Raw genomic sequence first — 19,955 nt, forward strand, 5'->3', positions numbered from 1 at the left:
GGAAAACGCTAACGTAAAAAACCCGGCGTAATGACCGCCGGGTACAGATTTATAGTTGGGCTTCTATCTCCTCAATCTCTCTTCGCCATTGCGCCTGCAACTGCGGTTTTTGGTGTTTTGGCTTGCGCGCCAAATCCTCTTCCAGCAGCATTTCCAGGGCAACCAGGCGTTCGAGCAGATCGTCAGACGCTGAAGGTGGTGCCTTCGATGCAGTCTTCGACGCCTCAGGCACCACCGGACCGGTGCCCGCACGCAGGCGCTCAAACACCGCCTCCGCATCGTGCCATTCGCTAAGCCTGCCGTCCTCAATCAGCCAGTAGCGGTTACAACTCTGGCTAATTAACTGACGATCGTGGCTCACCAGCAGCACTCCGCCTTCAAACTGTTGCAGTGTTTCCGCCAGCGCCTCTTTGCCTTCCATGTCCAGGTGGTTGGTTGGCTCATCCAGCATCAGAAGGCTATAGCGAGCAAGCGTCAGGCCGATGAACAGCAGGCGCGAACGTTCCCCACCGCTCAGCGTACTGACTTTTTGTCCGTGTCGCGCCCACGGGAACCCGGCACTGATGAGGGCCATTTTACGGGTCTGCGGATCTGGCGCGAAAGGCTCCAGCGCGTCAAAGATTGTTGCCTCCTCCGAAAGCTGATTCAGCGTCTGATCGTAATAGCCTGGCGACACGCGAGGATGAAGTTTCAGGCCAGTCTCTGAAGGTACACCTGAGAAATGCCGCCAGATAAGCTTCATCAGTGATGATTTGCCGCAGCCATTACGCCCGACGATAGCCACGCGATCGCCACTTCTAAGCCGCGCAATGTCGACGTGAAACAGCTCAGACAGGCCAGGCTCAGGCGCTACGCTTAGGTTTTCCATCTCCAGTAGCCGGTCTGCCCGCAGGGCGTCACCGCGCAGGGTTAATGTCCACGGACTGCCTGCGGTGAGCTCTGTCTGACTCTCCTTAAGCCGTTCGACCTGCTTTTCCATCTGTTTGGCTTTGCGGGCCAGATCTTCGTTATCGTAGACCTTGCCCCAGGTGGCCAGCCGTCTGGCACTGGCGGTTACGCGATCAATCTCCTTTTGCTCCGCCTTATGCCGCAGCGCATCACTTTCGTCTTTGGCTACCAGCGCCTGACGCGCGGCGGTGCAGGGAAGGGCGAAGTAGTGCAACATCTTATCGCGCAGGATCCAGCTGCCGTTGGTGACGGCATCCAATAGTTGCCTGTCGTGTGAGACCAGCACAAAGCTGCCGGACCAGTTCTGTAAAAACTGTTCCAGCCAGAGCAGGGTCGGCAAATCGAGGTGGTTACTCGGTTCGTCCAGCAGTAACAGATCTGGATCGCCGATCAGCGCCCGCGCCAGCAGGAGACGCGTGTGCTGCCCGCCGCTCAGCGTTGCCGACGTTAAGGCCATGTCCTGCGGTGTAAAGCCCATACCCGCCAGCAGCGTTTCAGCTTTCCAGTGCAGACTCTCGCGTTCAGTCGCGGGCAGTTGCGCCAGCACGGCATCCAGCATGGTCAGGGGATAAATGGCTTCTGGCAGGTGTTGCTCAACGCGCGCCATCAGACAGTATCCGGCCAATGCGACGGTTCCGGCAGCAGGGGAGTCTGTGCCGTCCAACACCTTCAGCAACGTACTTTTGCCGCAGCCGTTGTCGCCCAGCAGGCCAATACGGTCGCCTTTTTTCAGCGTAAAGGAGAGGGAGTCGAATAGCGTGCCAAACGCCGTATCAACACGTAAAGATTGTGCAGTGAGTAAAGTGCTCATTGTTGCTTACCCAAGAGTTACAGGCATGTTTATGCCTCATCAAACATCGCTGACGATAACTCAGTAAGCCCGAGAGAAGGGATTTCAGGGGTTGGTGTCTTCGCTCAAGCGGAAGTTATCGCAGCACGATACCGATAACGCTTGAGCTGGTGCGATCACCAAATGTATGTGAAACATTGAAAATTTCACAGTACAGCATAATTGGCCTCCTTATAAGTTAAGTGATTACTAGTAACCATCACTATACAACATTTTCATAGAATGAACATACTACTGCGGCAAAAAGCGATATCTTCGGTTGCGGATACAGAACTAAGCGCGTGATGTGATAATAGGAAGGGCAGCGTCGCTGCCCAGAATCATCTTTTTCGTATAAGCAAATACAGGGATAGCGTGATTACAGACGCAATGAATATGGCCATGCCGAAGAAAACATACAAAACAAAATCCATTATCCTTTCGTCGCCATATATTCCAAAAAGCTCCACAAAATCGTACTGCGTTTCTGGTGGAACAATCTTGTAGAGTGTGAACATCGATAGAAACACGGCTATACACCACAACAACACAAGGAATGCCGCCTTCATTAATAGACCTGCACAACGCCATGTGCAATCATGTAGTTTCCCAATTGCTGCCCTCCAGTTCGAAGTAAGGCTGATGCCAGAATCTTAAAATCGCTCTGACTATAAAGTGTAATACAACCCTTACTTATGCCAGATGGCCCGATAGGGTGTAACCGGAATTCACCTCGCCTTACGCCTTTCACAAAAGTCTCATCATTTATCAATCCGTCATCGCGATATAATGCAAACCATTCGTTCCGATTCGAACCGGTGAAAAATGCGTTAACACTATCCTTAGTTTGAGTATACCAACCCCCTAATCCACGTAAAAGTATGTAATAGCGACCAGGTGGGAGTGGGCCGATATCAGGTATATTTGCGCTTTCTGCACGGTTCGTCGCGTCACCATTCCCTGAAAATGCAGGAAAAAAGCCAACTCCGGGCACAGACAAAGTAGCGTACGTACCCCCATTGAGGTGGAAAAAGCACTGTAGGAGATTCATGATCTGTCATTCCAGGAATCAGCAAAGATGATATTACCGTCACAGTGTCGCCATGTGATCTTCTCGTAACGGAGGGAAATATTTTCTAAATGATTATGTTTTTCCATTGCTGGATTTTTTACGTCATGCATCACCGGGCATATTGAGACCACTTTAACGTTCTCAAGGAACATGTTGAAGTATTCGACCTCTTGACCAGCATCATTGATTTTGTACCACTTAAACTCGGCACTTTTTAGCGTTTGGCCTTTTGCTACAGCCTTGTATAAGTAAGGGCTGGAACTGTCGAACTCCTTTTCAAAAACCAGAGCGCTATGCATGCGCGTACCCGTGATTTTTCCTGTCATATTATCTGTCGGTAGATGCAGTCCATGACCGAATCCTAATACTTCAATACTGCCCTCGCGATATTGCACATCAACCGCGCCTTTGATATCTGCGCCGCCGTCATCTTTCAGCCATAGATATGCTGGGATTGCCATTTCAAAACTCCTTTTTAATAAATGAATTTAGTGATGCAAAACGTTACTAAACTCTTAAGAAAAACTATTTGTTAGGCAAGAAGTGTTATGTAAAATTTATATATTTTAAAAGGATATAGATTTTTGATTAGGTATGCATTCTTCAAATGATCGATCCTGCTGCATTGTTAAAGCCAAATTATCATTAGTGACTTTCAACAAAGCATTTATAGGCAGGATTAAGGGAATTAGAGGAAAAAGGGAGAAGGGACTTCACGTTCCCTCTCCCTTGTGAAGAGAGGGAACGTTCAAAACTCCGATTTAAATCGAAGTACGACGATAGCTACGGTATTCCGGCATCCAGAAGTTATCGTCAATTGCCTGCTGCAATGCATCGGCAGAGGTTTTCACCGCGACGCCTTGCTGCTGCGCCATTTTGCCTACCGCGAAGGCAATTGCGCGGGACACTTTGTGAATGTCTTTCAGCTCCGGCAGTACCAGGCCTTCACCGTTATTCACCAGCGGAGAGTGACCTGCCAGCGTTTCGCTCGCGGACATCAGCATTTCGTCGGTGATGCGGGACGCGCCGGAGGCGATAACTCCCAGACCAATACCCGGGAAGATATAGGAGTTATTGCACTGCGCGATGGGGTAGAGTTTGTCCTTCCACACCACCGGATCAAATGGACTGCCGGTTGCGACCAGTGCCTTACCTTCGGTCCATGCGATGATGTCCTGCGGCGTTGCCTCCACGCGTGAAGTCGGGTTAGACAGCGGCATCACGATAGGGCGTTCACAGTGCTTGTGCATCTCGCGAATAATCTCCTCCGTGAAGAGGCCGGTCTGCCCGGACACGCCGATCAGAATGTCCGGCTTCACGTTGCGCACCACGTCAAGAAGCGAGAGCACTTCGTTATCCGTATCCCAGTTTTTCAGGTTTTCGCGCTTCTGCACCAGTTTGGTCTGGAACGGGAGCAGGTTTGGCATGCCGTCGGTCAGCAGGCCAAAACGGTCCACCATAAAGACGCGGGAGCGGGCCAGCTCTTCGCTTAAGCCTTCGCGCTGGGTCTGGGCAATAATTTGCTCGGCGATGCCGCAGCCCGCGGAGCCTGCACCCAGGAAGACAATTTTCTGATAGCTGAGCTGGCTGCCTGCCGCACGGCTCGCAGCAATCAGCGTACCGACGGTCACTGCCGCAGTGCCCTGAATGTCATCGTTGAACGAGCAGATCTCATCGCGGTAGCGGTTCAGCAGCGGCATGGCGTTTTTCTGTGCGAAGTCTTCGAACTGCAACAGCACGTCAGGCCAGCGGTGCTTCACGGCCTGGATGAAATCATCCACAAACTGATAGTACTCGTCGTCGGTAATGCGCGGGTGACGCCAGCCCATGTACAGCGGATCGTTCAACAGTTGCTGGTTATTGGTCCCCACGTCAAGTACCACCGGCAGGGTGTAGGCCGGGCTGATCCCGCCGCAGGCGGTATACAGCGAGAGCTTACCGATGGGGATCCCCATCCCGCCAATGCCCTGGTCACCGAGGCCCAGAATACGTTCGCCATCGGTCACCACGATCACCTTGATGTTGTGGTTAGGCACGTTTTGCAGAATGTCATCCATGTTGTGACGGTTCTGATAAGAGATGAACACACCGCGGGAACGACGGTAGATCTCTGAGAAGCGTTCACACGCCGCGCCGACGGTGGGGGTGTAAATGACGGGCATCATCTCTTCAAGATGGTTCTGCACGAGGCGGTAGAAGAGGGTTTCGTTGGTGTCCTGAATATTACGCAGGTAGATGTGTTTATCGATTTCGGTTTTAAAGCCCTGATACTGGATCCAGGCACGTTCTGCCTGTTCTTCAATGGTTTCAACCACTTCAGGCAGCAGGCCCAGCAGGTTAAAGCTGCTGCGCTCTTCCATGCTAAAGGCGCTGCCTTTGTTCAGAAGGGGGAACTCCAGTAAAACCGGACCAGCGTAAGGAATATAAAGGGAACGATGTTTTTTCAGTTTGTTGTCCATGTCACTCACTCTTTTTAAGAAGATCCGTCCCTGACACTGCTGTTTGTCATCTTTCTGGCCTGTGCTACGGGGTGCGGTCGGTTGGTATTATAAAGGAGCTGAATATTAATTACCGCAACACATAAACAAAAACACCATCGGGATTACCGATGGTGTTGTGAATTTCGTGCCGGAACTTACTTGCCGGAAGGGCGTTTCCTGCCGGTGGCGTGGGTAACTTGCGTTTCGCTACCCTCCTCAATAACCACTTTACGCTGGTTAGAAAGCTTGTAGTTCAGTCCCAGAATATGGCGTGCCTGACGGTTCGATTTCATGTTAACTCCTCAATCCTGTTGATAGTTTTAAGGACAAGCTTGCTTACGCAAACGAAATGTAACCCCTTAGGTTGCAGATCCAGCTTAGCAGGTTTTTACAGAGGTGCGTTTCGCCCACTAACCACATAGTTGATGGTTTGCTGGTAGATGTCACTGAGGATGTCATTGTCCGTGGCTTCCACCCACTTGGTCAGTTCCATCAAAATGTCATCTTCAGTAACAACACCGTGCTCGGCGTGAAGACCTTGTGCGATCGCGTTAACAAGTTCCGGTTGTGCTGCTGTGGTATGTGCCGGGTAATAAGTAAACATGCTGCCTCCGTGTCGTTGTCTGTTTAATGTTACGGCGTGCAAAATCGTAATTCACATTCAGATTGGCAAATATTTTTGCCGTTGTGGTTCAGATTCGTCCTGGAATTAAAAATAACATCTCCCGTAGCACAGAAATAAAAGTCAGGGTTTCCAGCGGCGTAAATTTGTGGTTTTTTCATAAGGCATGGGCGTCGGCCAGGAGATCAATTCCACAATGCTGCCCCAGGGGGTTTGACCATAGCAGAAAGCATTGCCTTCACCTTGCTCATCCGGAAAGCTAAGCGGCTTCGGCGCGGTGAACATCTCGCCGCCGGCGGCGGTGAAAGCCGCGATGGCACTATCAAAATCATCAACATAAACAGCAAAATGCTGAAGGCCAAAGTCGCTGGCGCGAGCGGGCATACCCTGCTCAGGACCGTGCATTTCGAAGAGTTCTATGCCGGGTCCGTGCGGCATAACAAGCATGCGAATGGCATGAATTTTAGTGCCGGGAAATAATTTTAAGGTGTGCTGCTGGGCGGGCTGATCGATATTATCGGTTTCTGCATCGACAGAATGATATAAAACCTGTGCGCCGAAAGCGCGTTCAAAAAATAGGGTGGCTTTTTCAATGTCGGGCACCGTAATACCGATATGGTCAATACCCCTTACTGACGATTGCATAGTAAACTCCTGCTATAAAAAATTTAAATATAGCAGGAGATAATCAGGCTATTACCACTTCATTTCGCCGGTATTCACTTTGGCACTCAGTTCCAGCGAACTTTCTTCCGCAAGGTTCGGCCACTGTTTTTTTATCGCATTGATGACGCCAGTTGATTCTTTATGCGTCCTGAGGGCCTTTTCAAACTGCTGTAGATAGCGACGGGTAAAGTCGATAGCGCCGGTACCCGCTGGCGGTGTCCCAAGGTAGTGGCCCGGAATAACGCGTTCGGGCTTAAGGGCAGCCATGCTATCCAGCGTCTGCTGCCACTGTTTACGGCTTTCCGGCGTTTGGGTATCCGCCGTCCAGACGTGATTGCCCCATGAGACGCCCGTGCCGCCGAGGATGGTTTTGGCGGATGGGATCCAGACGTATGCCGCATAGCTTTCAGGCTCTTCAATGCTTACTCTCTCACCGTCAATCATAAAGGTGGTTGAGGCAAGCACTTGCGGCACGTAGAGCTGCGTCGGCGCGCCATCTTTCATCTGTGGCCCCCAGAAGGCGAGCTTCGCGTCTTTTGTGGCCCTGATATGGTCCACCACCTGTTGCGTGGCGACAACTTTGGCATTAGGGAAGGCTTTCATCAGCGGTTGCAGGCCGAAATAGAAATCCGGATCGCCGGAAGTGATCACGATTTTGTTCAGCGTTTTACCGCTGTGGCGAATTTTTTCTACCAGCGCTTCGCCATCTTTCACGCTGAACTGGGCGTCAAACAGTACCGCCTCTTTCGGGCCAGATACCAGCGTGGAAGAAACGGCAAAAATGCCTTTTTCCTGCGGGTTATACGTATCAACGGTCAACGGAGCGGCAAAGACGGCCGGAGTGAAAAGGGTTGTCAACAAAGCAAGGCGGGCGATAGTCATGGTCATGTCTCTGTTCTTCAGGAAAGTCTCTATTGTACGGATCTCTTCATTTGCCAGAATTCCTGAAACAGGAGATGCTTAGTTTCATAGATCGAGCAAATGGAGGTCAAAATGGATCGCGTTATTGCCGCCCAGGTGTACAACCGCATCTGTGAGCTGGGGAGTTTAAGCGCGGCGGCGCGGGCGCTGGGGATCTCCCGTCCGATGGTGAGCCGTTATCTGGAGCAGATGGAGAAGTGGGCTGGGGCGCGGCTGGTTAACCGCTCCACCCGCAAGCTGACGCTGACGGCGGCGGGGGAGAAAGTCCTGCAAAAGACGCGCACGCTATCGCAAATTTCTCAGGAAATTGAAGATCAGTCAGTGAAGGATTTACCCTCAGGCACGCTTCGTGTCGCCTGCGCGCATTTTACCGCGATGCAGATTATCGCTCCGGTGCTGCCCGAACTGTTGCAGCGTTACCCTCAACTGCGCATTGAGCTGGATGTTAACAACCATCCGGTGAGCCTGGTGGGCGAGCGAATTGACGTGGCGATCCGCATTACCGATAACCCCGAACCGGGTATGATCGCTCGCCGGTTGGGAGAGTGTCGGTCCGTGCTTTGCGCTTCGCCGCACTACCTTGCAAGCCGGGGCGTTCCAGAGGAGCTGGAAGACTTAGCCCGGCACAACTGCCTGCATTACAGCTTTTTTGCCGGTCAGTCGTGGCGTTTTTTAACGCCGGCAGGGGAGCCGATCACGACGGCGGTCAGCGGCAATCTCAGCGCCAGCATCTCATCTCTGCTGATGGAGGCGGCGATAAATCACTGTGGTATTGCCATGCTGCCCGAGCGCGAGGCCGACGCGGCGCTACGGCAGGGAAGCCTGGTGCCGGTGCTCAGCGCCTATACGCCAAAACCGATCGGCATTTTTGGTATTTATCAGTCGCGAGACTATCAGCCTGCGGCGCAGCGTGTGTTCCTCGACGCGCTGGCAAACCACCTTGCCACGCGATCGGACTAGTCTGTCTTCCCTGCAAAATAGATTATGCGTCCTATACTTATCCCTTTGTAAGCCAAAAGGAGAGCAAGAATGACGATTCATAAGCACGGTTCAGCACACTGGTCTGGCGACATCAAACGCGGCAAAGGGACGGTATCGACCGAAAGTGGCGTCCTTAACCAGCAGCCTTACGGCTTTAACACCCGCTTCGAGGGCGAGAAAGGGACTAACCCGGAAGAGCTGATTGGCGCAGCGCACGCGGCATGTTTCTCTATGGCCCTGTCGCTAATGCTGGGCGAAGCGGGTTATACCGCCGATTCCATCGATACCACGGCGGATGTCTCGCTGGATAAAACCGACAGCGGTTTTGCCATCAGCAAAGTCGCGCTGCAAAGCAAGGTGACGGTACCGGGTATCGATCCGCAGCAGTTCGACGGCATTATCCAGAAAGCCAAGGCCGGTTGCCCGGTCTCGCAGCTGTTGAAAGCGGAAATCACGCTGGATTACAAACTGAACTGATATCGGGCCGGGCGCATGCCCGGCTCATTTTTAACGGTTACGCCAGCAGCGCACGCTTCGGCTTGCGGAAGAGGGCTGGAGCTGTTGCGGCTGTTCACATCCCTGCGTCGCCAGCGAACAGCGGTCGCGGAAATAGCACCCAACGGGCAGGTGGCGATTACCCGGAAGATCGGTTTTTCGCAACGCCAGATCCTCATCCAGCGGTTCTCCGGGCCGGGGAACGGAGTCAAGTAGCAGCTGCGTATACGGATGGCGCGGCTGACCCAGCACCTGGTTCGCCGGACCCAGTTCCACGATTTGCCCAAGATACATTACCGCCACCCGGTCGCTCATGTGCCGGACCACCGAGACGTTGTGCGAGATCAGCACGTAGGTCAGATTTCGCTGCTGTTGCAGGGCAACCAGCAAATTGAGGATCTGTGCCTGGACGGAAATATCCAGCGCGCTGGTGGGTTCATCCAGCACGATGATGTCCGGATCCGAAGAGAGCGCCCGGGCGATAGCGATGCGCTGGCGCTGTCCGCCCGAAAACGCATGCGGCAGGCGGTCAAGATATTCCGCTCGAATCCCAACCTGCTGCGCCAGCGTTTCAGCCAACTGACGACGCTCCCGTTCGCCGCGACGTTGCTGTATCCACACCGGCTCGGTGATGGTGCGCCAGACGGGTAAACGTGGATCAAGGGACGAGAGCGGGTCCTGAAATACCATCTGCATACCACCCGCCGCATTCGCGCGCTGACAGGCCCCGGTACTCGGTTTGAGCATGCCCATCAGCAGCTGCGCCAGCGTGCTCTTTCCACAGCCGGATTCCCCCACAACGCCCAGCGTTTCGCCGCGATGGATCCGGAGATCCATGCCGTTAAGGGCGTGTACCTGTTCCGTCACGCGCCCCAGCCAGTTTTTGCGCGCAGGAAAATTCACATGCACGCTATCCAGTTCCAGCAGTACCTCAGACATGGCGTCTCTCCTGTTGTGGGTACCAGCAGGCAGCCTGCTGGCCTTCTGCGCCCGTGGAAATTAAGCGCGGCGTTTCGCTGCATTTCGCCCCGGCAGCAAAACAGCGTTCGCGAAAAGCACATCCGCGCGGGAGGTGGCTGAGGTTAGGTACCGTGCCGGGAATGGCCGGGAGGATCTCGCGCGGTTCACCATTTTCCGGGGCACACCGCAGCAGGCCAATCGAATAGGGGTGCACAGGATGGTGGATCAAGGTCTGCGTGCTGCCGCTTTCGATCACGCTGCCCGCGTACATAACGTACATCCGGTCACAAAGCTGCGACACCACCGCCATATCGTGACTGATAAACAGCACCGACGTTCCGCTGGCGCGCGCTTTATGTTTCAGCAGACGCAGCACCTGAAGCTGGACGGTCACATCCAGCGCGGTAGTGGGTTCATCAGCGATGATCAGCTCCGGCTCGCAGGAGAAGGCAAGGGCGATCATGACCCGCTGGCGCATACCGCCGGAAAGCTCAAACGGATAGCGATCCATTACCTGCGCCGCATCCGGGATTTGCATCTCGCCCAGCAGGGAGATCGCCTTCTGCCGCGCGTCGCGGCGGGAAAGCGACTGATGCTGGCGGATCACCTCCACCATCTGCCTGCCAATCCGGCGCGTGGGGTTAAGCGCCGTCATCGGCTCCTGAAAAATCATCGCCACCCTGGCGCCGCGCCACTGACGAAGCTGTTTTTCCGACGCGTTCAGCACATCTTCCCCGAGCAGCGTGACACGGCCATGGTGAACATGGTAACTGCCTTCCGGCAGCAGGCGCATCGCCAGCATCGCGGTGACCGATTTTCCCGAGCCGGATTCGCCCACCACGCCGACAATTTCACCCCGGCCAATCTCCAGCGAGACGTGGTTGAGCGCGTGGACGTCACCGCGAAAAATGGGGAAGCTCAGGTGCAAATCTTCAATCGATAATACGGAATCACTCATGACTGCTTCCCTCCTGATTTGGGATCCAGCAGGTCGCGAAGACCATCGCCAAACAGATTAAAGCCAACCGCCGTGATCAGAATTGCCGCCCCCGGAAACGCGCAGTACCACCACTGGTCAAGCACGTAGTTACGCCCCACGGCCACCATTGCCCCCCATTCGGCGGTCGGCTGCTGCGCGCCTAATCCAATAAAGCCCAGCGTGGCGGCCATCAGAATGGCGCTGCCGATATCCAGCGACGCTTGTACGATCAGCGGCGGCAGGGCGTTACGCAGGATATGCCAGCTGATCAGGTGCCAGCGCGATGCGCCAAAGGTGCGGGCGGCCAGCACGTAGGTGAACTGGCGCACCACCAGCGTTTGCCCGCGTGCCAGCCGCACGTAAAACGGAATGCGTACAATCGCAATCGCCAGCATCGCGTTAAACAGGCTTGGGCCGAGCGCGGCGGCCAGGGCCATCGTCAGCACCAGCGAGGGGATGGAGAGCATAATGTCCATGATGCGCATAATGATGGCGTCGCCGCGCCCGCCAAGTACGCCGGACAAACAGCCGAGCAGCGAACCGATGCCGCCCGCAATCACCACCACCGCCAGCCCCGCTGTGATGGACTGCTGGCTGCCCACCAGCACGCGGCTGAACAGATCCCGGCCCACCTCATCGGTGCCAAACCAGTGCTGGGCTGACGGTGCCTGCAAGCGCGCGGTCAGATCCAGCGCGTTCGGATCGTGCGGGACTATCCACGGCGAGACCACCATCATCAGCAGCATCACGATCATAATGACCCCGCCGATCAGCGTGAGCGGGCTTTTGCGTAACATCCAGAACAGCTTTGCCCAGTTGATGCGCTGTTTAGCGGTGCTGACAGGGACGGGCGTTTCCTGAGTTAACATCATTCGGCACCTCCGCGCCCGATTCGCGGGTCGATCCACAGGTACAGCAGATCCACCACCAGATTAACGAAGACATAGGCCAGCGATACCACGACCGCGAAGCCCATGACGGCGGGGAAGTCCAGCGCCTGAATGGAGGTCACCACCCAGGCCCCCATTCCCGGCCAGGCAAACACGGTTTCGGTAAGCACCGCCCCGTACAGCAGATCGCCCAGCGCCAGCCCGAGCACGGTAATGGAGGGGATCATGGCGTTGGGTAAGGCGTAGCGCAGGACGATGTACCAGCCCGGCAACCCGCTCGCGCGGGCGGTACGAATATAATCCTCGCTCAGTTGCTCCAGCATCGCGGAACGTACCTGACGCGCCACAATACCCAGATGCACGAAGGCCAGGGTCAGGGAGGGTAAAATCAGGTGCTGCAGGGCGTTGAAAAACACCTCGCCGTTGCCTTCCAGCAGAGCGTCCAGCAGATAAAAACCGGTAACGTGGGCGGGCGGATCGAGCCAGTCGTCCAGCCTGCCGCCGCCGGGCAGAATTTGCAGTTGCCCGTAGAACAGAACGATAACTCCCAGTCCCAGCCAGAAGGCAGGCGTCGAGATGCCCGTCATCGCCATCAGTCGCACCAGGTGATCCAGCCAGCGGTTACGGTACACCGCCGATAAAATGCCCAGCGGCACGCCAATCACCAGCGCCAGCAGCAGGGAGCAAAAGGCAAGCTCCAGCGTAGCGGGGAAAAAAGCTTTCAAATCTTCCGCAACGGGGCGACCGGTGCGAATAGACGTGCCCAGATCGCCATGTGCCAGCGCCTCAACGTAGCGGCCAAACTGAATATAGAGTGGTTGATCCAGCCCCAGCTGCTGGCGGATGCCCTGCACGATTTCATCGCTGGCGCGATCACCGGCCAGCAGGCGGGCCGGATCGCCGGGGATCAGGTGTGAAATAATAAAAGTAATAATACAGACACCGGCCACCACCAGGATTAACCCCCAGCAGCGCTGGCGCACAATGCTCCAGAACGTCATACACTTCCCCCCGGCGTGGGCCGTTACTTACTCATGGTGGCGATGTTAAAGACCTGCTCAAGCATCGGATTAAAGGTGAAGCCTTTGACCTCTTTGTTCATCGCCAGCTGGTAGTTCTTCTGGAACAGATAAACGTAAGCCGCCTCGTCAATCACCACTTTCTGCGCCTGCTGGTAATCTTTGGTGCGTTCCGCCTGAACGGTGGTTTTCAGTGCCGCCTGCAACAGCGCATCGACCTCTTTGTTCTCATAGAATGAGCGGTTCCCCGGCAGCCCTTTTTTGTCCGATTCGAACCAGTAGTTCATGAACATGTACGGGTCAGCGAAGTCCGGGCTCCAGTTACCAATCGCAATGTCATAATCACCTTTGCCGACGCGGTCGCGCATGGTGGCGTTCGCCAGTTTCTCGAGCTTGACGTTAATCCCCAGCTTGCCCAGGCTCGCCTGCGTGGAGAGGGCGATAGGCTCCCAGTTCGGGTCGTTATCGGAATAGAGGAACGTCAGGCTGGCAGGTTTATCTTTGACTTTCTCCAGCGCCGCTTTGGCTTTGGCCTCGTCAAAGCTGTACTGCATGGCGTTCGCATCGAAGCCCCACATGCCCTCCGGGATCGGGCCGCGCATCTGCTTGCCGTTCCCGCTGAGAATGCCTTTCACCATCCCCTGGTAATCGGTCGCCCAGGAGACCGCGCGGCGCAAATCCACCTGATTCATTGGAGGCCTACTGTTGTTCAGATAGAGGTAGGTCACCCGCAGGGACGGGTATTCCGCCACGGCCACTTTGCCTTCCTGCTTCAGAGCAGCAAGCTGATCCACCGGCAGGGCGTCGGCGATATCCAGATCGCCACGGGAAAGTTGCAGGCGACGCGAGGCGCTTTCACCGATAATCTTCACCGAGACGCGCTTAAAGTGCGGCTTTTCACCTGGCCAGTGTGGGTTGGGCACCATCACCAGCTGTTGACCTTTCCGCCAGCTTTTCAGCATAAACGGTCCGGAACCCGCGGTGTTTTGCGCCAGGAAACCGCGTGCGTCGTCGGCGGCATTGGCCTTCAGCACCGCCGGGTTGACGATCGACGCGCCGTCATTGGCCAGCGTGTAGAGGAACGGGGCAAACGGCTGGCTGAGGGTGAATTTCACCGTATGCTCATCCACCGCGTCCACTTTCAAATCTTTCGGGAACGCTTCGGAAGGTCCCTGGTTGATTTTAAGCAGACGTTCAAACGACAGCTTGACCGCTTCGGCGGTCACCGGCGTGCCGTCGGAGAATTTTGCATTATCTGCCAGGGTGAACGTCCACACTTTCTGGTCGTCTGACGCCTTCCAGCCCGTCGACAGATCGCCTTCCACCTCCGTGGTGCCAGGCTTGTATTTCACCAGACGCTGGTACGAGGGGTAGGTCACCGTCCAGTCGTTGTTATCGATAGTGACCGCCGGATCCAGCGTTTGCGGATCGGCAGCTTTCCCTATCACCAGCATATCTTTTGGCACCGCCGCCAGCGCGAGAGGGGCGCTCAGGGCGAGCGTAGCGGCAATCAGGGATGTAAGCAGCGTAGTTTTCATGGCCGGGCTCCAGAATTAGAGTGAGTGTGTGGTCGGATAACAGGCGAACTGGTCATCTAACAGCGGGTAGCTGGCGGCGTTCGGCAGTTCGAAATGCCACCACTCGCTGCTGATGCCCACAAAACCGCCGCCGTACATCACGGCGTTCAGGAGCAGACGATTTCGCTGCGCCTCGGGCGGAACGGAAGGGTGCCAGGCATGAGAACGGTCGTGCATTTCGTCAAACCCGGCGCCCATATCCAGCACGTTGTCGTGTTCATCCATCAGCGTAACGTCAATGGCAGTGCCCCGGCTGTGGTTCGAGCCAATCGCGACATCCACCACGTATTCCGGATTGGGGCAGGCATCCCAGAGTTGCGCCTGTGCCTGCTGCGGGCGATAGGCGTCGTAGACCACCAGCTTCAAACCGGCCAGCGCGGCGATACTGATCGATTTCGCCAGCGCGGTGGCGGCATCAGTGTGCAGCAGGCACGCGGCGTGCTGATAGATCGGGCGGCCGGTAATGTTATCGGCGGTCGCGTATTTCAGATCGATATGCAGCGTAGGAAAAGTTTTCGCCACATCAATCAGTTGACTCTCTTCAGGCATAGCTCCGCTCCTTTAGCGTTCAAATTGACCAAATTCTTTTTGTAGTTGTCGGTTGATTGCCAGACGTTCCGGCAGCGCTTCCCCCAGCGCCTCCACGACGCCCGACAGCAGCAGGTTGAACAGACAGCTCACCGGCGCCAGCGAGTCCCAGAAATGGCCGGTATCGGTCTTCACCTGGAGTAAATCAATCGGGTAATCCCGCGCCCACGGGCACCAGATATCGGTGATCAGCGCCATCGCCAGGCCTTTTTCGCTCGCCACGCGGCAGTACTGGCGGGCAATGGCGGAGTAGGCGCGGGTATCGGTCAGCACGATATACGGGTTAGCAAAGCCGGAGTTAAGCGACTCCACCCAGCTACCGGAGAGCCCTTCGGAATAGCTTACCCGCGGGCGCAGATACTCCAGATGGCTGAAGAACGCATTGGCGATCCCGCGCGTGGACTGGATCCCCAGCACGAAGACGGCGTCGGCATGGGAAAGTTGCTGGACCACCTGCCTGAACGTTTCGCTTTGCGCCAGCTGGTAGACATGGGCAATGGCGTCCACCTCCAGCGACAGGGAGTGCTGAAGGCGATCCGACAGCGGCTGCTGCTGTTTCCAGGAGTCCAGACGCTCGTTTATGCCCCAGGGCTGATGGGGATCGCGCAGGCTTTTTTTGGCGTCATCAAGGTTGCGATAGCCCAGCTTGCGCAGAAAGCGTCCGACGGTGATCCCGCTGGTGGCCGTGGCCAGTGCCACGCTCTCAGCCGTTTCAAAGGGGATCTGCCCGACATGCGCCAGCATCCAGCTTGCCACCCGCTTTTCGCTTGGGGTGAGCTGGCTAAAGGTCGCTTCGATACGGCTCAACACCTCAGGTTTGGTCGTCATACCGCCTCGCTGTTAACTGGCTGTCAAAGGCCGGGATTCTGTTACCGGATTAACAATGCAGGACGCGTGCCATGTTCACATTGCGACGAAAACGCGCTGTGCAGCAAAGTTAATGCAATATTTGTTTAACAGATGCTCAACATTTGTGCAGCGTAGTTCACTTTTGGTGCAGTGTCTGGCCTGAGCGATATCTATTTGGTGAATACGACAGCCTCTTCACATTTTTTGGTAAGATGAAAGCTCTGTGGATAAGAGAGGGAGCCTTATATGGCGAATTTGCCCTGGCGGATCAGCGTGCGCCTGATGGCTCTCGCAAAAAAAATAGCGATGGTCATCGGGATCATTGTGCTCGTTCTGCTGGCGGTGCGGGTTTATCTTTCGCAGCAGGGGCCGGCCCTGCATCACTGGCATACATGGCGGGCTGACGAAATGTCCGTGCAGGAGATGGATAACGCGACCTTCGCAGCCTATGTCGCGCGGGAAAACGCCATCTTCACCGCTCTTGATGCTGAGGTGACGGCGAAAGTCACCCCCGCAGAGCGCACGCCGCTGAACCGCTATTACCGTCAGAGCCTGGTGTGGCCAGGACACTTTACTCCGGATGCAAACCGGTCGTTTGTGCTGATGCCTGCCGGAAAGCCGCGCGGGGCGGTAGTGTTGTTGCACGGTCTGACGGATTCGCCCTACAGCGTCAGGCGTCTGGCTGTGAATTATCAAAAGCACGGCTTTGTGGCCGTAGTGCCTCGTTTGCCCGGACATGGCACGGCGCCGGGCGCGTTGACAGACGTTGACTGGGAGGCGTGGCTGGCAGCTACGCGCCTTGCGGTTCGTGAAGCAACACGCCTGACGGGGAACGATCTCCCCCTGCACCTGGTGGGCTATTCCAACGGCGGGGCGCTGGCGATGAAATACGCCCTCGACGCCCTTGATGCGCCTGAACTGCGTAAACCTCAGCAGATCGTTTTGCTCTCACCGATGATTGGCGTCACGGCGTTTGCGCGCTTTGCCGGATTCGCCGGGCTACCGGCTATGTTACCGGCGTTTGCCAAAGCCGCGTGGCTCAACATTTCGCCGGAATATAATCCTTATAAATACAATTCGTTCCCGGTGAATGCGGCACGTCAGTCCTGGCTGCTTACCCGGGCGCTGCATGAGCAGATAAACCGCGATGTTCATGATCACAAACTAACGCAGCTTCCGCCGGTACTGGCGTTTCAGTCGGTCATGGATTCAACGGTCAGTACCCGCGCCGTAGTCAGCGGGCTGTTTGACCAGCTTCCGGCAAATGGCAGCGAACTGGTGGTATTTGACATCAACCAGGCCGGGAGTTTCCGTCCACTGTTCAGGCCATCATCCTGGACGGCGGTGGCTGACCTGCTGCCCGAGGCGAAAAGACGTTACAGTGTCACAATCGTGACCAATGCCAGCCCTGACAGGTTTGATATGGTGGCAAAGACAACGCCTGCGGGCAGCACCCGGGAAACGGTGACGCCGCTGTCGGTCTCGTATCCGCAGGAGGTTTATTCCCTGTCGCATATTGCCATTCCGTTCCCGCCTGAAGACGATCTGTATGGCCGCCATCCTGAGGTGAAAAACCGCTATGGAATCAGTCTCGGGACGATAGCCCTGTGGGGAGAAACATCGGTTCTGAGTGTCGGCAAAGATGCGCTGATGCGCGTGACGTCGAATCCGTTCTACGACTATATGCAGACGCGGATCGACAGCCGTCTCGGGGAGAATTAAGCCCGACGTGGAATAGATTAGGTCACACCGGGGAACTGTGTTAAACAATACCGTTCAGGCGTATACCCCATACCGGACCCCGTTTCTGTGCTGACAACTCTCATTTATCGAAGCCAGCTGAGCTTAACCTGCACCTCCGCAGCGTTAAGCTCGCTGGTTGAAAAGGCCAGGATCCGTAATACGGAGCAGGGCATCTCAGGCATTCTTCTCTCCAGTGGACGTGACGTTCTGCAAATTCTCGAAGGCACGGAACAGAACGTCGTCGCGCTTTTTAACATCATCCGTGCGGACAACCGGCATACCGGCGTGGTGGAGCTGATGCGCGATTACGGTCCGCGCCGACGTTTCGAAGACGTGGGAATGCTGCTGTTTAACATGGACGTTCAGACCCCGAAAGCGGTTCTGGCATCGGTTCTGCATTACAGCAAGCTGGAAAGCTACCTGACTTCTGAGGATCGGGTCTTCAAATTTATTCAGACCTTTATCGCCGGCAAAACCGCTATCCCACCCGCCTCGGACTATGAGCCTGATAAATGGACGCTTTCGCGAGAGCGCGCGCCGTTTGGTAAAGGGTTAGGTCTGCTGGCGGGACAGCCCTGCCAGTTTGCGCTGCAACCCATTGTCGAGCCGTCCGAAGGCAAAATCAGTTCTCTCGAAGCGCTTATACGCGGAAACGACGGCGGCAGCCCGGAGCATTTTTTCCGTAGGCTCGATCGTGAAAAGATATACGAAGTCGATCTGCATACCAAAGCCTGGACCTTTGCGCTGGCGCAAAAGCTGGGCATCGGCAGCCACAAACTGGCGGTGAACCTGCTGCCAATGTCGCTGGTTAACGTGCCGGGTGCGGTAGAGTTCCTGGTAATGCAGATCAAAAAGCACGGTCTACAGCCAGAGCAGGTGGTCATTGAAGTCACTGAGAACGAGATGATATCCGGCTTTAACCAGTTTAATAGCGCCATTAAACAGCTGCGCGCGGAAGGGGTTGGGCTGGCAATAGATGATTTTGGTTCCGGCTATGCCGGTCTGTCGCTGCTCACCCGGTTCCAGCCGGATAAGCTCAAAATCGACAGGGAGATCGTCAGCGATATTCACCAGAGCGGACCCAAGCAGGCGATTGTGAAGTCGATAATCAGCTGCTGCACCGATCTGGAGATTACGCTGGTCGCAGAAGGCATTGAGAAGGTAGAAGAGTGGTGCTGGCTTGAATCCGCCGGTATTCGCCGCTTCCAGGGCTTTTTGTTCGCCCGCCCGCAGCTCAATGGCGTGGGTGATATCCACTGGCCCCAACGGGTAGGTTAAGCAAATTTTCCCTCGCCATATTTCCCCGACACCCTGCCTGTGCTTAAATAGCTAAACCGGTTTAACATTATTTAGCTAAGAAGGTTATATGGAGACGATCTGGGTACTTGGCGATGCAGTGGTGGATCTGTTGCCCGACGGAGAGGGCAAACTGCTGCAATGTCCTGGCGGCGCACCGGCCAACGTTGCGGTAGGGGTAGCGCGTCTGGGAGGCAGAAGCGCCTTTATAGGCCGGGTGGGCGACGACCCCTTCGGGCGCTTTATGCAAAAAACGCTTGCGGATGAGCAGGTTAATACAGAATGGCTGAGACGGGATCCGCGGCATCGCACCTCCACGGTGGTGGTGGATCTCGATGACGACGGGGAACGTTCCTTTACCTTTATGGTTCGCCCGAGCGCTGATTTATTCCTCGACTCTGCCGATCTCCCGCCATTCCGCGCCGGGGAGTGGCTGCACGTCTGCTCTATCGCGCTTAGCGCCGAACCCAGCCGTTCCGCGACGTTTCAGGCGATGGCCGCTATCAGACTGGCGGGGGGATTCGTCAGCTTTGACCCCAATATCCGCGCCGATCTCTGGCACGATGAAGTCGAGCTGCGTCAGTGTCTTGAGCGGGCATTAGCCTGTGCAGATGTGGTGAAAATCTCGGTGGAAGAACTGGCGTTCTTAACCGGAAATGCGCAGGTCCATGAGGGGCTGGCGGCGCTGATGCGCACCTGTCCGGCCAGGCTGGTGCTGGTGACGCAGGGAAAAGAGGGCGTCACCGCCTGGCAAAAAGGTGCCTTGACGCACTATCCTGCATCACCCGTGGAATGCATTGATACCACCGGCGCGGGGGATGCTTTCGTCGCCGGGCTGCTGTTCGGTCTGGCACGTCATGGCCAGGCCCGTCTCTCAGAGGTCATCACGTTAGCGCAGCGCTGTGGGGCGCTGGCGACAACCGCAAAAGGGGCAATGACCGCGCTGCCTTATCATCACGAACTGTAATTCACCTCTCCAGGCCTCCGGTCGGCGGCCTGAATTGTCGCCTCGATCACACTTACTAAAACGGTTTAGCAAA

Annotated in this window: 20 protein-coding genes; 5 read left to right on the top strand and 15 right to left on the bottom strand. The window is 55.8% G+C overall.

The window, feature by feature from the left end; all coding sequences use genetic code 11:
• Positions 1-49 precede the first annotated feature (49 nt).
• The 8 genes from L350_RS17475 to L350_RS17435 all read right to left on the bottom strand — a co-directional run bounded on the left by L350_RS17475 (position 50) and on the right by L350_RS17435 (position 7,499).
• Complete coding sequence (locus L350_RS17475; protein WP_032624211.1) at positions 50-1,759, bottom strand: ABC-F family ATP-binding cassette domain-containing protein; 1,710 nt, start codon at positions 1,757-1,759, stop codon at positions 50-52.
• A 586-nt stretch (positions 1,760-2,345) separates the two neighbouring features.
• On the bottom strand, positions 2,346-2,828 hold the full coding sequence (locus L350_RS17465; protein ID WP_022648196.1) for a DUF2778 domain-containing protein: 483 nt from the start codon (positions 2,826-2,828) through the stop codon (positions 2,346-2,348).
• Complete coding sequence (locus L350_RS17460; protein WP_032624212.1) at positions 2,825-3,310, bottom strand: Hcp family type VI secretion system effector; 486 nt, start codon at positions 3,308-3,310, stop codon at positions 2,825-2,827. Before L350_RS17460 ends, L350_RS17465 begins: the two co-directional genes overlap by 4 nt.
• 300 nt (positions 3,311-3,610) lie before the next feature.
• Complete coding sequence (locus L350_RS17455) at positions 3,611-5,308, bottom strand: NAD-dependent malic enzyme (RefSeq protein WP_022648194.1); 1,698 nt, start codon at positions 5,306-5,308, stop codon at positions 3,611-3,613.
• A 176-nt stretch (positions 5,309-5,484) separates the two neighbouring features.
• Complete coding sequence (gene sra / locus L350_RS17450; RefSeq protein ID WP_023300167.1) at positions 5,485-5,622, bottom strand: stationary-phase-induced ribosome-associated protein; 138 nt, start codon at positions 5,620-5,622, stop codon at positions 5,485-5,487.
• 95 nt (positions 5,623-5,717) lie between these two features.
• Complete coding sequence (gene bdm / locus L350_RS17445) at positions 5,718-5,933, bottom strand: biofilm-dependent modulation protein (RefSeq protein ID WP_022648192.1); 216 nt, start codon at positions 5,931-5,933, stop codon at positions 5,718-5,720.
• 141 nt (positions 5,934-6,074) lie between these two features.
• Positions 6,075-6,596 carry a VOC family protein gene (locus tag L350_RS17440; protein ID WP_032624213.1) on the bottom strand — a complete coding sequence of 174 codons (522 nt, stop codon included), beginning with the start codon at positions 6,594-6,596 and terminating at the stop codon, positions 6,075-6,077.
• Positions 6,597-6,647: 51 nt separating this feature from the next.
• A complete protein-coding gene (locus L350_RS17435; protein WP_032624851.1) occupies positions 6,648-7,499 on the bottom strand; it encodes a Vmh family MBL fold metallo-hydrolase in 852 nt (283 codons plus the stop codon).
• A 111-nt stretch (positions 7,500-7,610) separates the two neighbouring features.
• Between L350_RS17435 and L350_RS17430 the strand changes: the two genes are divergently transcribed.
• Together L350_RS17430 and L350_RS17425 are read left to right on the top strand one after the other, a co-directional pair.
• Positions 7,611-8,498 (top strand): LysR family transcriptional regulator, encoded by an 888-nt coding sequence (locus tag L350_RS17430; protein ID WP_233154519.1) that lies wholly within the window; start codon positions 7,611-7,613, stop codon positions 8,496-8,498.
• Between the two features lie 69 nt (positions 8,499-8,567).
• Entirely contained in the window at positions 8,568-8,996 is a 429-nt protein-coding gene (locus tag L350_RS17425) for an OsmC family protein (protein WP_003857069.1), read from the top strand.
• A gap of 30 nt (positions 8,997-9,026) precedes the next feature.
• Here L350_RS17425 and L350_RS17420 read toward each other — a convergent pair whose 3' ends face one another.
• The 7 genes from L350_RS17420 to L350_RS17390 are packed head-to-tail and all read right to left on the bottom strand — an operon-like array spanning position 9,027 to position 15,855.
• Positions 9,027-9,953, bottom strand: a complete 927-nt coding sequence (locus tag L350_RS17420; RefSeq protein ID WP_032624215.1) for an oligopeptide/dipeptide ABC transporter ATP-binding protein — start codon at positions 9,951-9,953, stop codon at positions 9,027-9,029.
• The gene (locus L350_RS17415; RefSeq protein WP_022648186.1) at positions 9,946-10,932 is read right to left on the bottom strand and encodes an ABC transporter ATP-binding protein; all 987 of its coding nucleotides are present in this window, start codon (positions 10,930-10,932) and stop codon (positions 9,946-9,948) included. The genes L350_RS17420 and L350_RS17415 overlap by 8 nt, the downstream gene beginning before the upstream one ends.
• Positions 10,929-11,825, bottom strand: a complete 897-nt coding sequence (ddpC, locus tag L350_RS17410; protein ID WP_022648185.1) for a D,D-dipeptide ABC transporter permease — start codon at positions 11,823-11,825, stop codon at positions 10,929-10,931. The genes L350_RS17415 and ddpC overlap by 4 nt, the downstream gene beginning before the upstream one ends.
• Complete coding sequence (locus tag L350_RS17405) at positions 11,822-12,844, bottom strand: ABC transporter permease (RefSeq protein WP_003857077.1); 1,023 nt, start codon at positions 12,842-12,844, stop codon at positions 11,822-11,824. The genes ddpC and L350_RS17405 overlap by 4 nt, the downstream gene beginning before the upstream one ends.
• A gap of 23 nt (positions 12,845-12,867) precedes the next feature.
• Positions 12,868-14,400: an ABC transporter substrate-binding protein gene (locus tag L350_RS17400; protein WP_032624216.1), complete on the bottom strand. Its 1,533-nt coding sequence runs from the start codon at positions 14,398-14,400 to the stop codon at positions 12,868-12,870.
• Positions 14,401-14,415: 15 nt separating this feature from the next.
• On the bottom strand, positions 14,416-14,988 hold the full coding sequence (ddpX, locus tag L350_RS17395; protein WP_022648182.1) for a D-alanyl-D-alanine dipeptidase: 573 nt from the start codon (positions 14,986-14,988) through the stop codon (positions 14,416-14,418).
• A gap of 12 nt (positions 14,989-15,000) precedes the next feature.
• A complete protein-coding gene (locus tag L350_RS17390; RefSeq protein ID WP_032624217.1) occupies positions 15,001-15,855 on the bottom strand; it encodes a MurR/RpiR family transcriptional regulator in 855 nt (284 codons plus the stop codon).
• Positions 15,856-16,122: 267 nt separating this feature from the next.
• On the opposite strand from L350_RS17390, the gene L350_RS17385 reads away from it, so the two are divergent.
• The 3 genes from L350_RS17385 (at position 16,123) to L350_RS17375 (ending at position 19,882) form a co-directional block, all read left to right on the top strand.
• Positions 16,123-17,598 carry an alpha/beta hydrolase gene (locus L350_RS17385; protein WP_032624218.1) on the top strand — a complete coding sequence of 492 codons (1,476 nt, stop codon included), beginning with the start codon at positions 16,123-16,125 and terminating at the stop codon, positions 17,596-17,598.
• A gap of 87 nt (positions 17,599-17,685) precedes the next feature.
• Positions 17,686-18,897 (top strand): diguanylate phosphodiesterase, encoded by a 1,212-nt coding sequence (locus tag L350_RS17380; protein ID WP_032624219.1) that lies wholly within the window; start codon positions 17,686-17,688, stop codon positions 18,895-18,897.
• An 88-nt stretch (positions 18,898-18,985) separates the two neighbouring features.
• Positions 18,986-19,882: an aminoimidazole riboside kinase gene (locus tag L350_RS17375; protein WP_032624220.1), complete on the top strand. Its 897-nt coding sequence runs from the start codon at positions 18,986-18,988 to the stop codon at positions 19,880-19,882.
• Positions 19,883-19,955: the final 73 nt, after the last annotated feature.

Source organism: Enterobacter sp. MGH 4, from assembly GCF_000534735.1.
GTDB lineage: Bacteria > Pseudomonadota > Gammaproteobacteria > Enterobacterales > Enterobacteriaceae > Enterobacter > Enterobacter intestinihominis.

Excerpts from the sequence above, each read along its gene's own strand:
- L350_RS17475 (WP_032624211.1), bottom strand. The coding sequence starts at position 1,759 with ATGAGCACTTTACTCACTGCACAATCTTTACGTGTTGATACGGCGTTT.
- L350_RS17465 (WP_022648196.1), bottom strand. The coding sequence starts at position 2,828 with ATGAATCTCCTACAGTGCTTTTTCCACCTCAATGGGGGTACGTACGCT.
- L350_RS17460 (WP_032624212.1), bottom strand. The coding sequence starts at position 3,310 with ATGGCAATCCCAGCATATCTATGGCTGAAAGATGACGGCGGCGCAGAT.
- L350_RS17455 (WP_022648194.1), bottom strand. The coding sequence starts at position 5,308 with ATGGACAACAAACTGAAAAAACATCGTTCCCTTTATATTCCTTACGCT.
- sra (WP_023300167.1), bottom strand. The coding sequence starts at position 5,622 with ATGAAATCGAACCGTCAGGCACGCCATATTCTGGGACTGAACTACAAG.
- bdm (WP_022648192.1), bottom strand. The coding sequence starts at position 5,933 with ATGTTTACTTATTACCCGGCACATACCACAGCAGCACAACCGGAACTT.
- L350_RS17440 (WP_032624213.1), bottom strand. The coding sequence starts at position 6,596 with ATGCAATCGTCAGTAAGGGGTATTGACCATATCGGTATTACGGTGCCC.
- L350_RS17435 (WP_032624851.1), bottom strand. The coding sequence starts at position 7,499 with ATGACTATCGCCCGCCTTGCTTTGTTGACAACCCTTTTCACTCCGGCC.
- L350_RS17430 (WP_233154519.1), top strand. The coding sequence starts at position 7,611 with ATGGATCGCGTTATTGCCGCCCAGGTGTACAACCGCATCTGTGAGCTG.
- L350_RS17425 (WP_003857069.1), top strand. The coding sequence starts at position 8,568 with ATGACGATTCATAAGCACGGTTCAGCACACTGGTCTGGCGACATCAAA.
- L350_RS17420 (WP_032624215.1), bottom strand. The coding sequence starts at position 9,953 with ATGTCTGAGGTACTGCTGGAACTGGATAGCGTGCATGTGAATTTTCCT.
- L350_RS17415 (WP_022648186.1), bottom strand. The coding sequence starts at position 10,932 with ATGAGTGATTCCGTATTATCGATTGAAGATTTGCACCTGAGCTTCCCC.
- ddpC (WP_022648185.1), bottom strand. The coding sequence starts at position 11,825 with ATGATGTTAACTCAGGAAACGCCCGTCCCTGTCAGCACCGCTAAACAG.
- L350_RS17405 (WP_003857077.1), bottom strand. The coding sequence starts at position 12,844 with ATGACGTTCTGGAGCATTGTGCGCCAGCGCTGCTGGGGGTTAATCCTG.
- L350_RS17400 (WP_032624216.1), bottom strand. The coding sequence starts at position 14,400 with ATGAAAACTACGCTGCTTACATCCCTGATTGCCGCTACGCTCGCCCTG.
- ddpX (WP_022648182.1), bottom strand. The coding sequence starts at position 14,988 with ATGCCTGAAGAGAGTCAACTGATTGATGTGGCGAAAACTTTTCCTACG.
- L350_RS17390 (WP_032624217.1), bottom strand. The coding sequence starts at position 15,855 with ATGACGACCAAACCTGAGGTGTTGAGCCGTATCGAAGCGACCTTTAGC.
- L350_RS17385 (WP_032624218.1), top strand. The coding sequence starts at position 16,123 with ATGGCGAATTTGCCCTGGCGGATCAGCGTGCGCCTGATGGCTCTCGCA.
- L350_RS17375 (WP_032624220.1), top strand. The coding sequence starts at position 18,986 with ATGGAGACGATCTGGGTACTTGGCGATGCAGTGGTGGATCTGTTGCCC.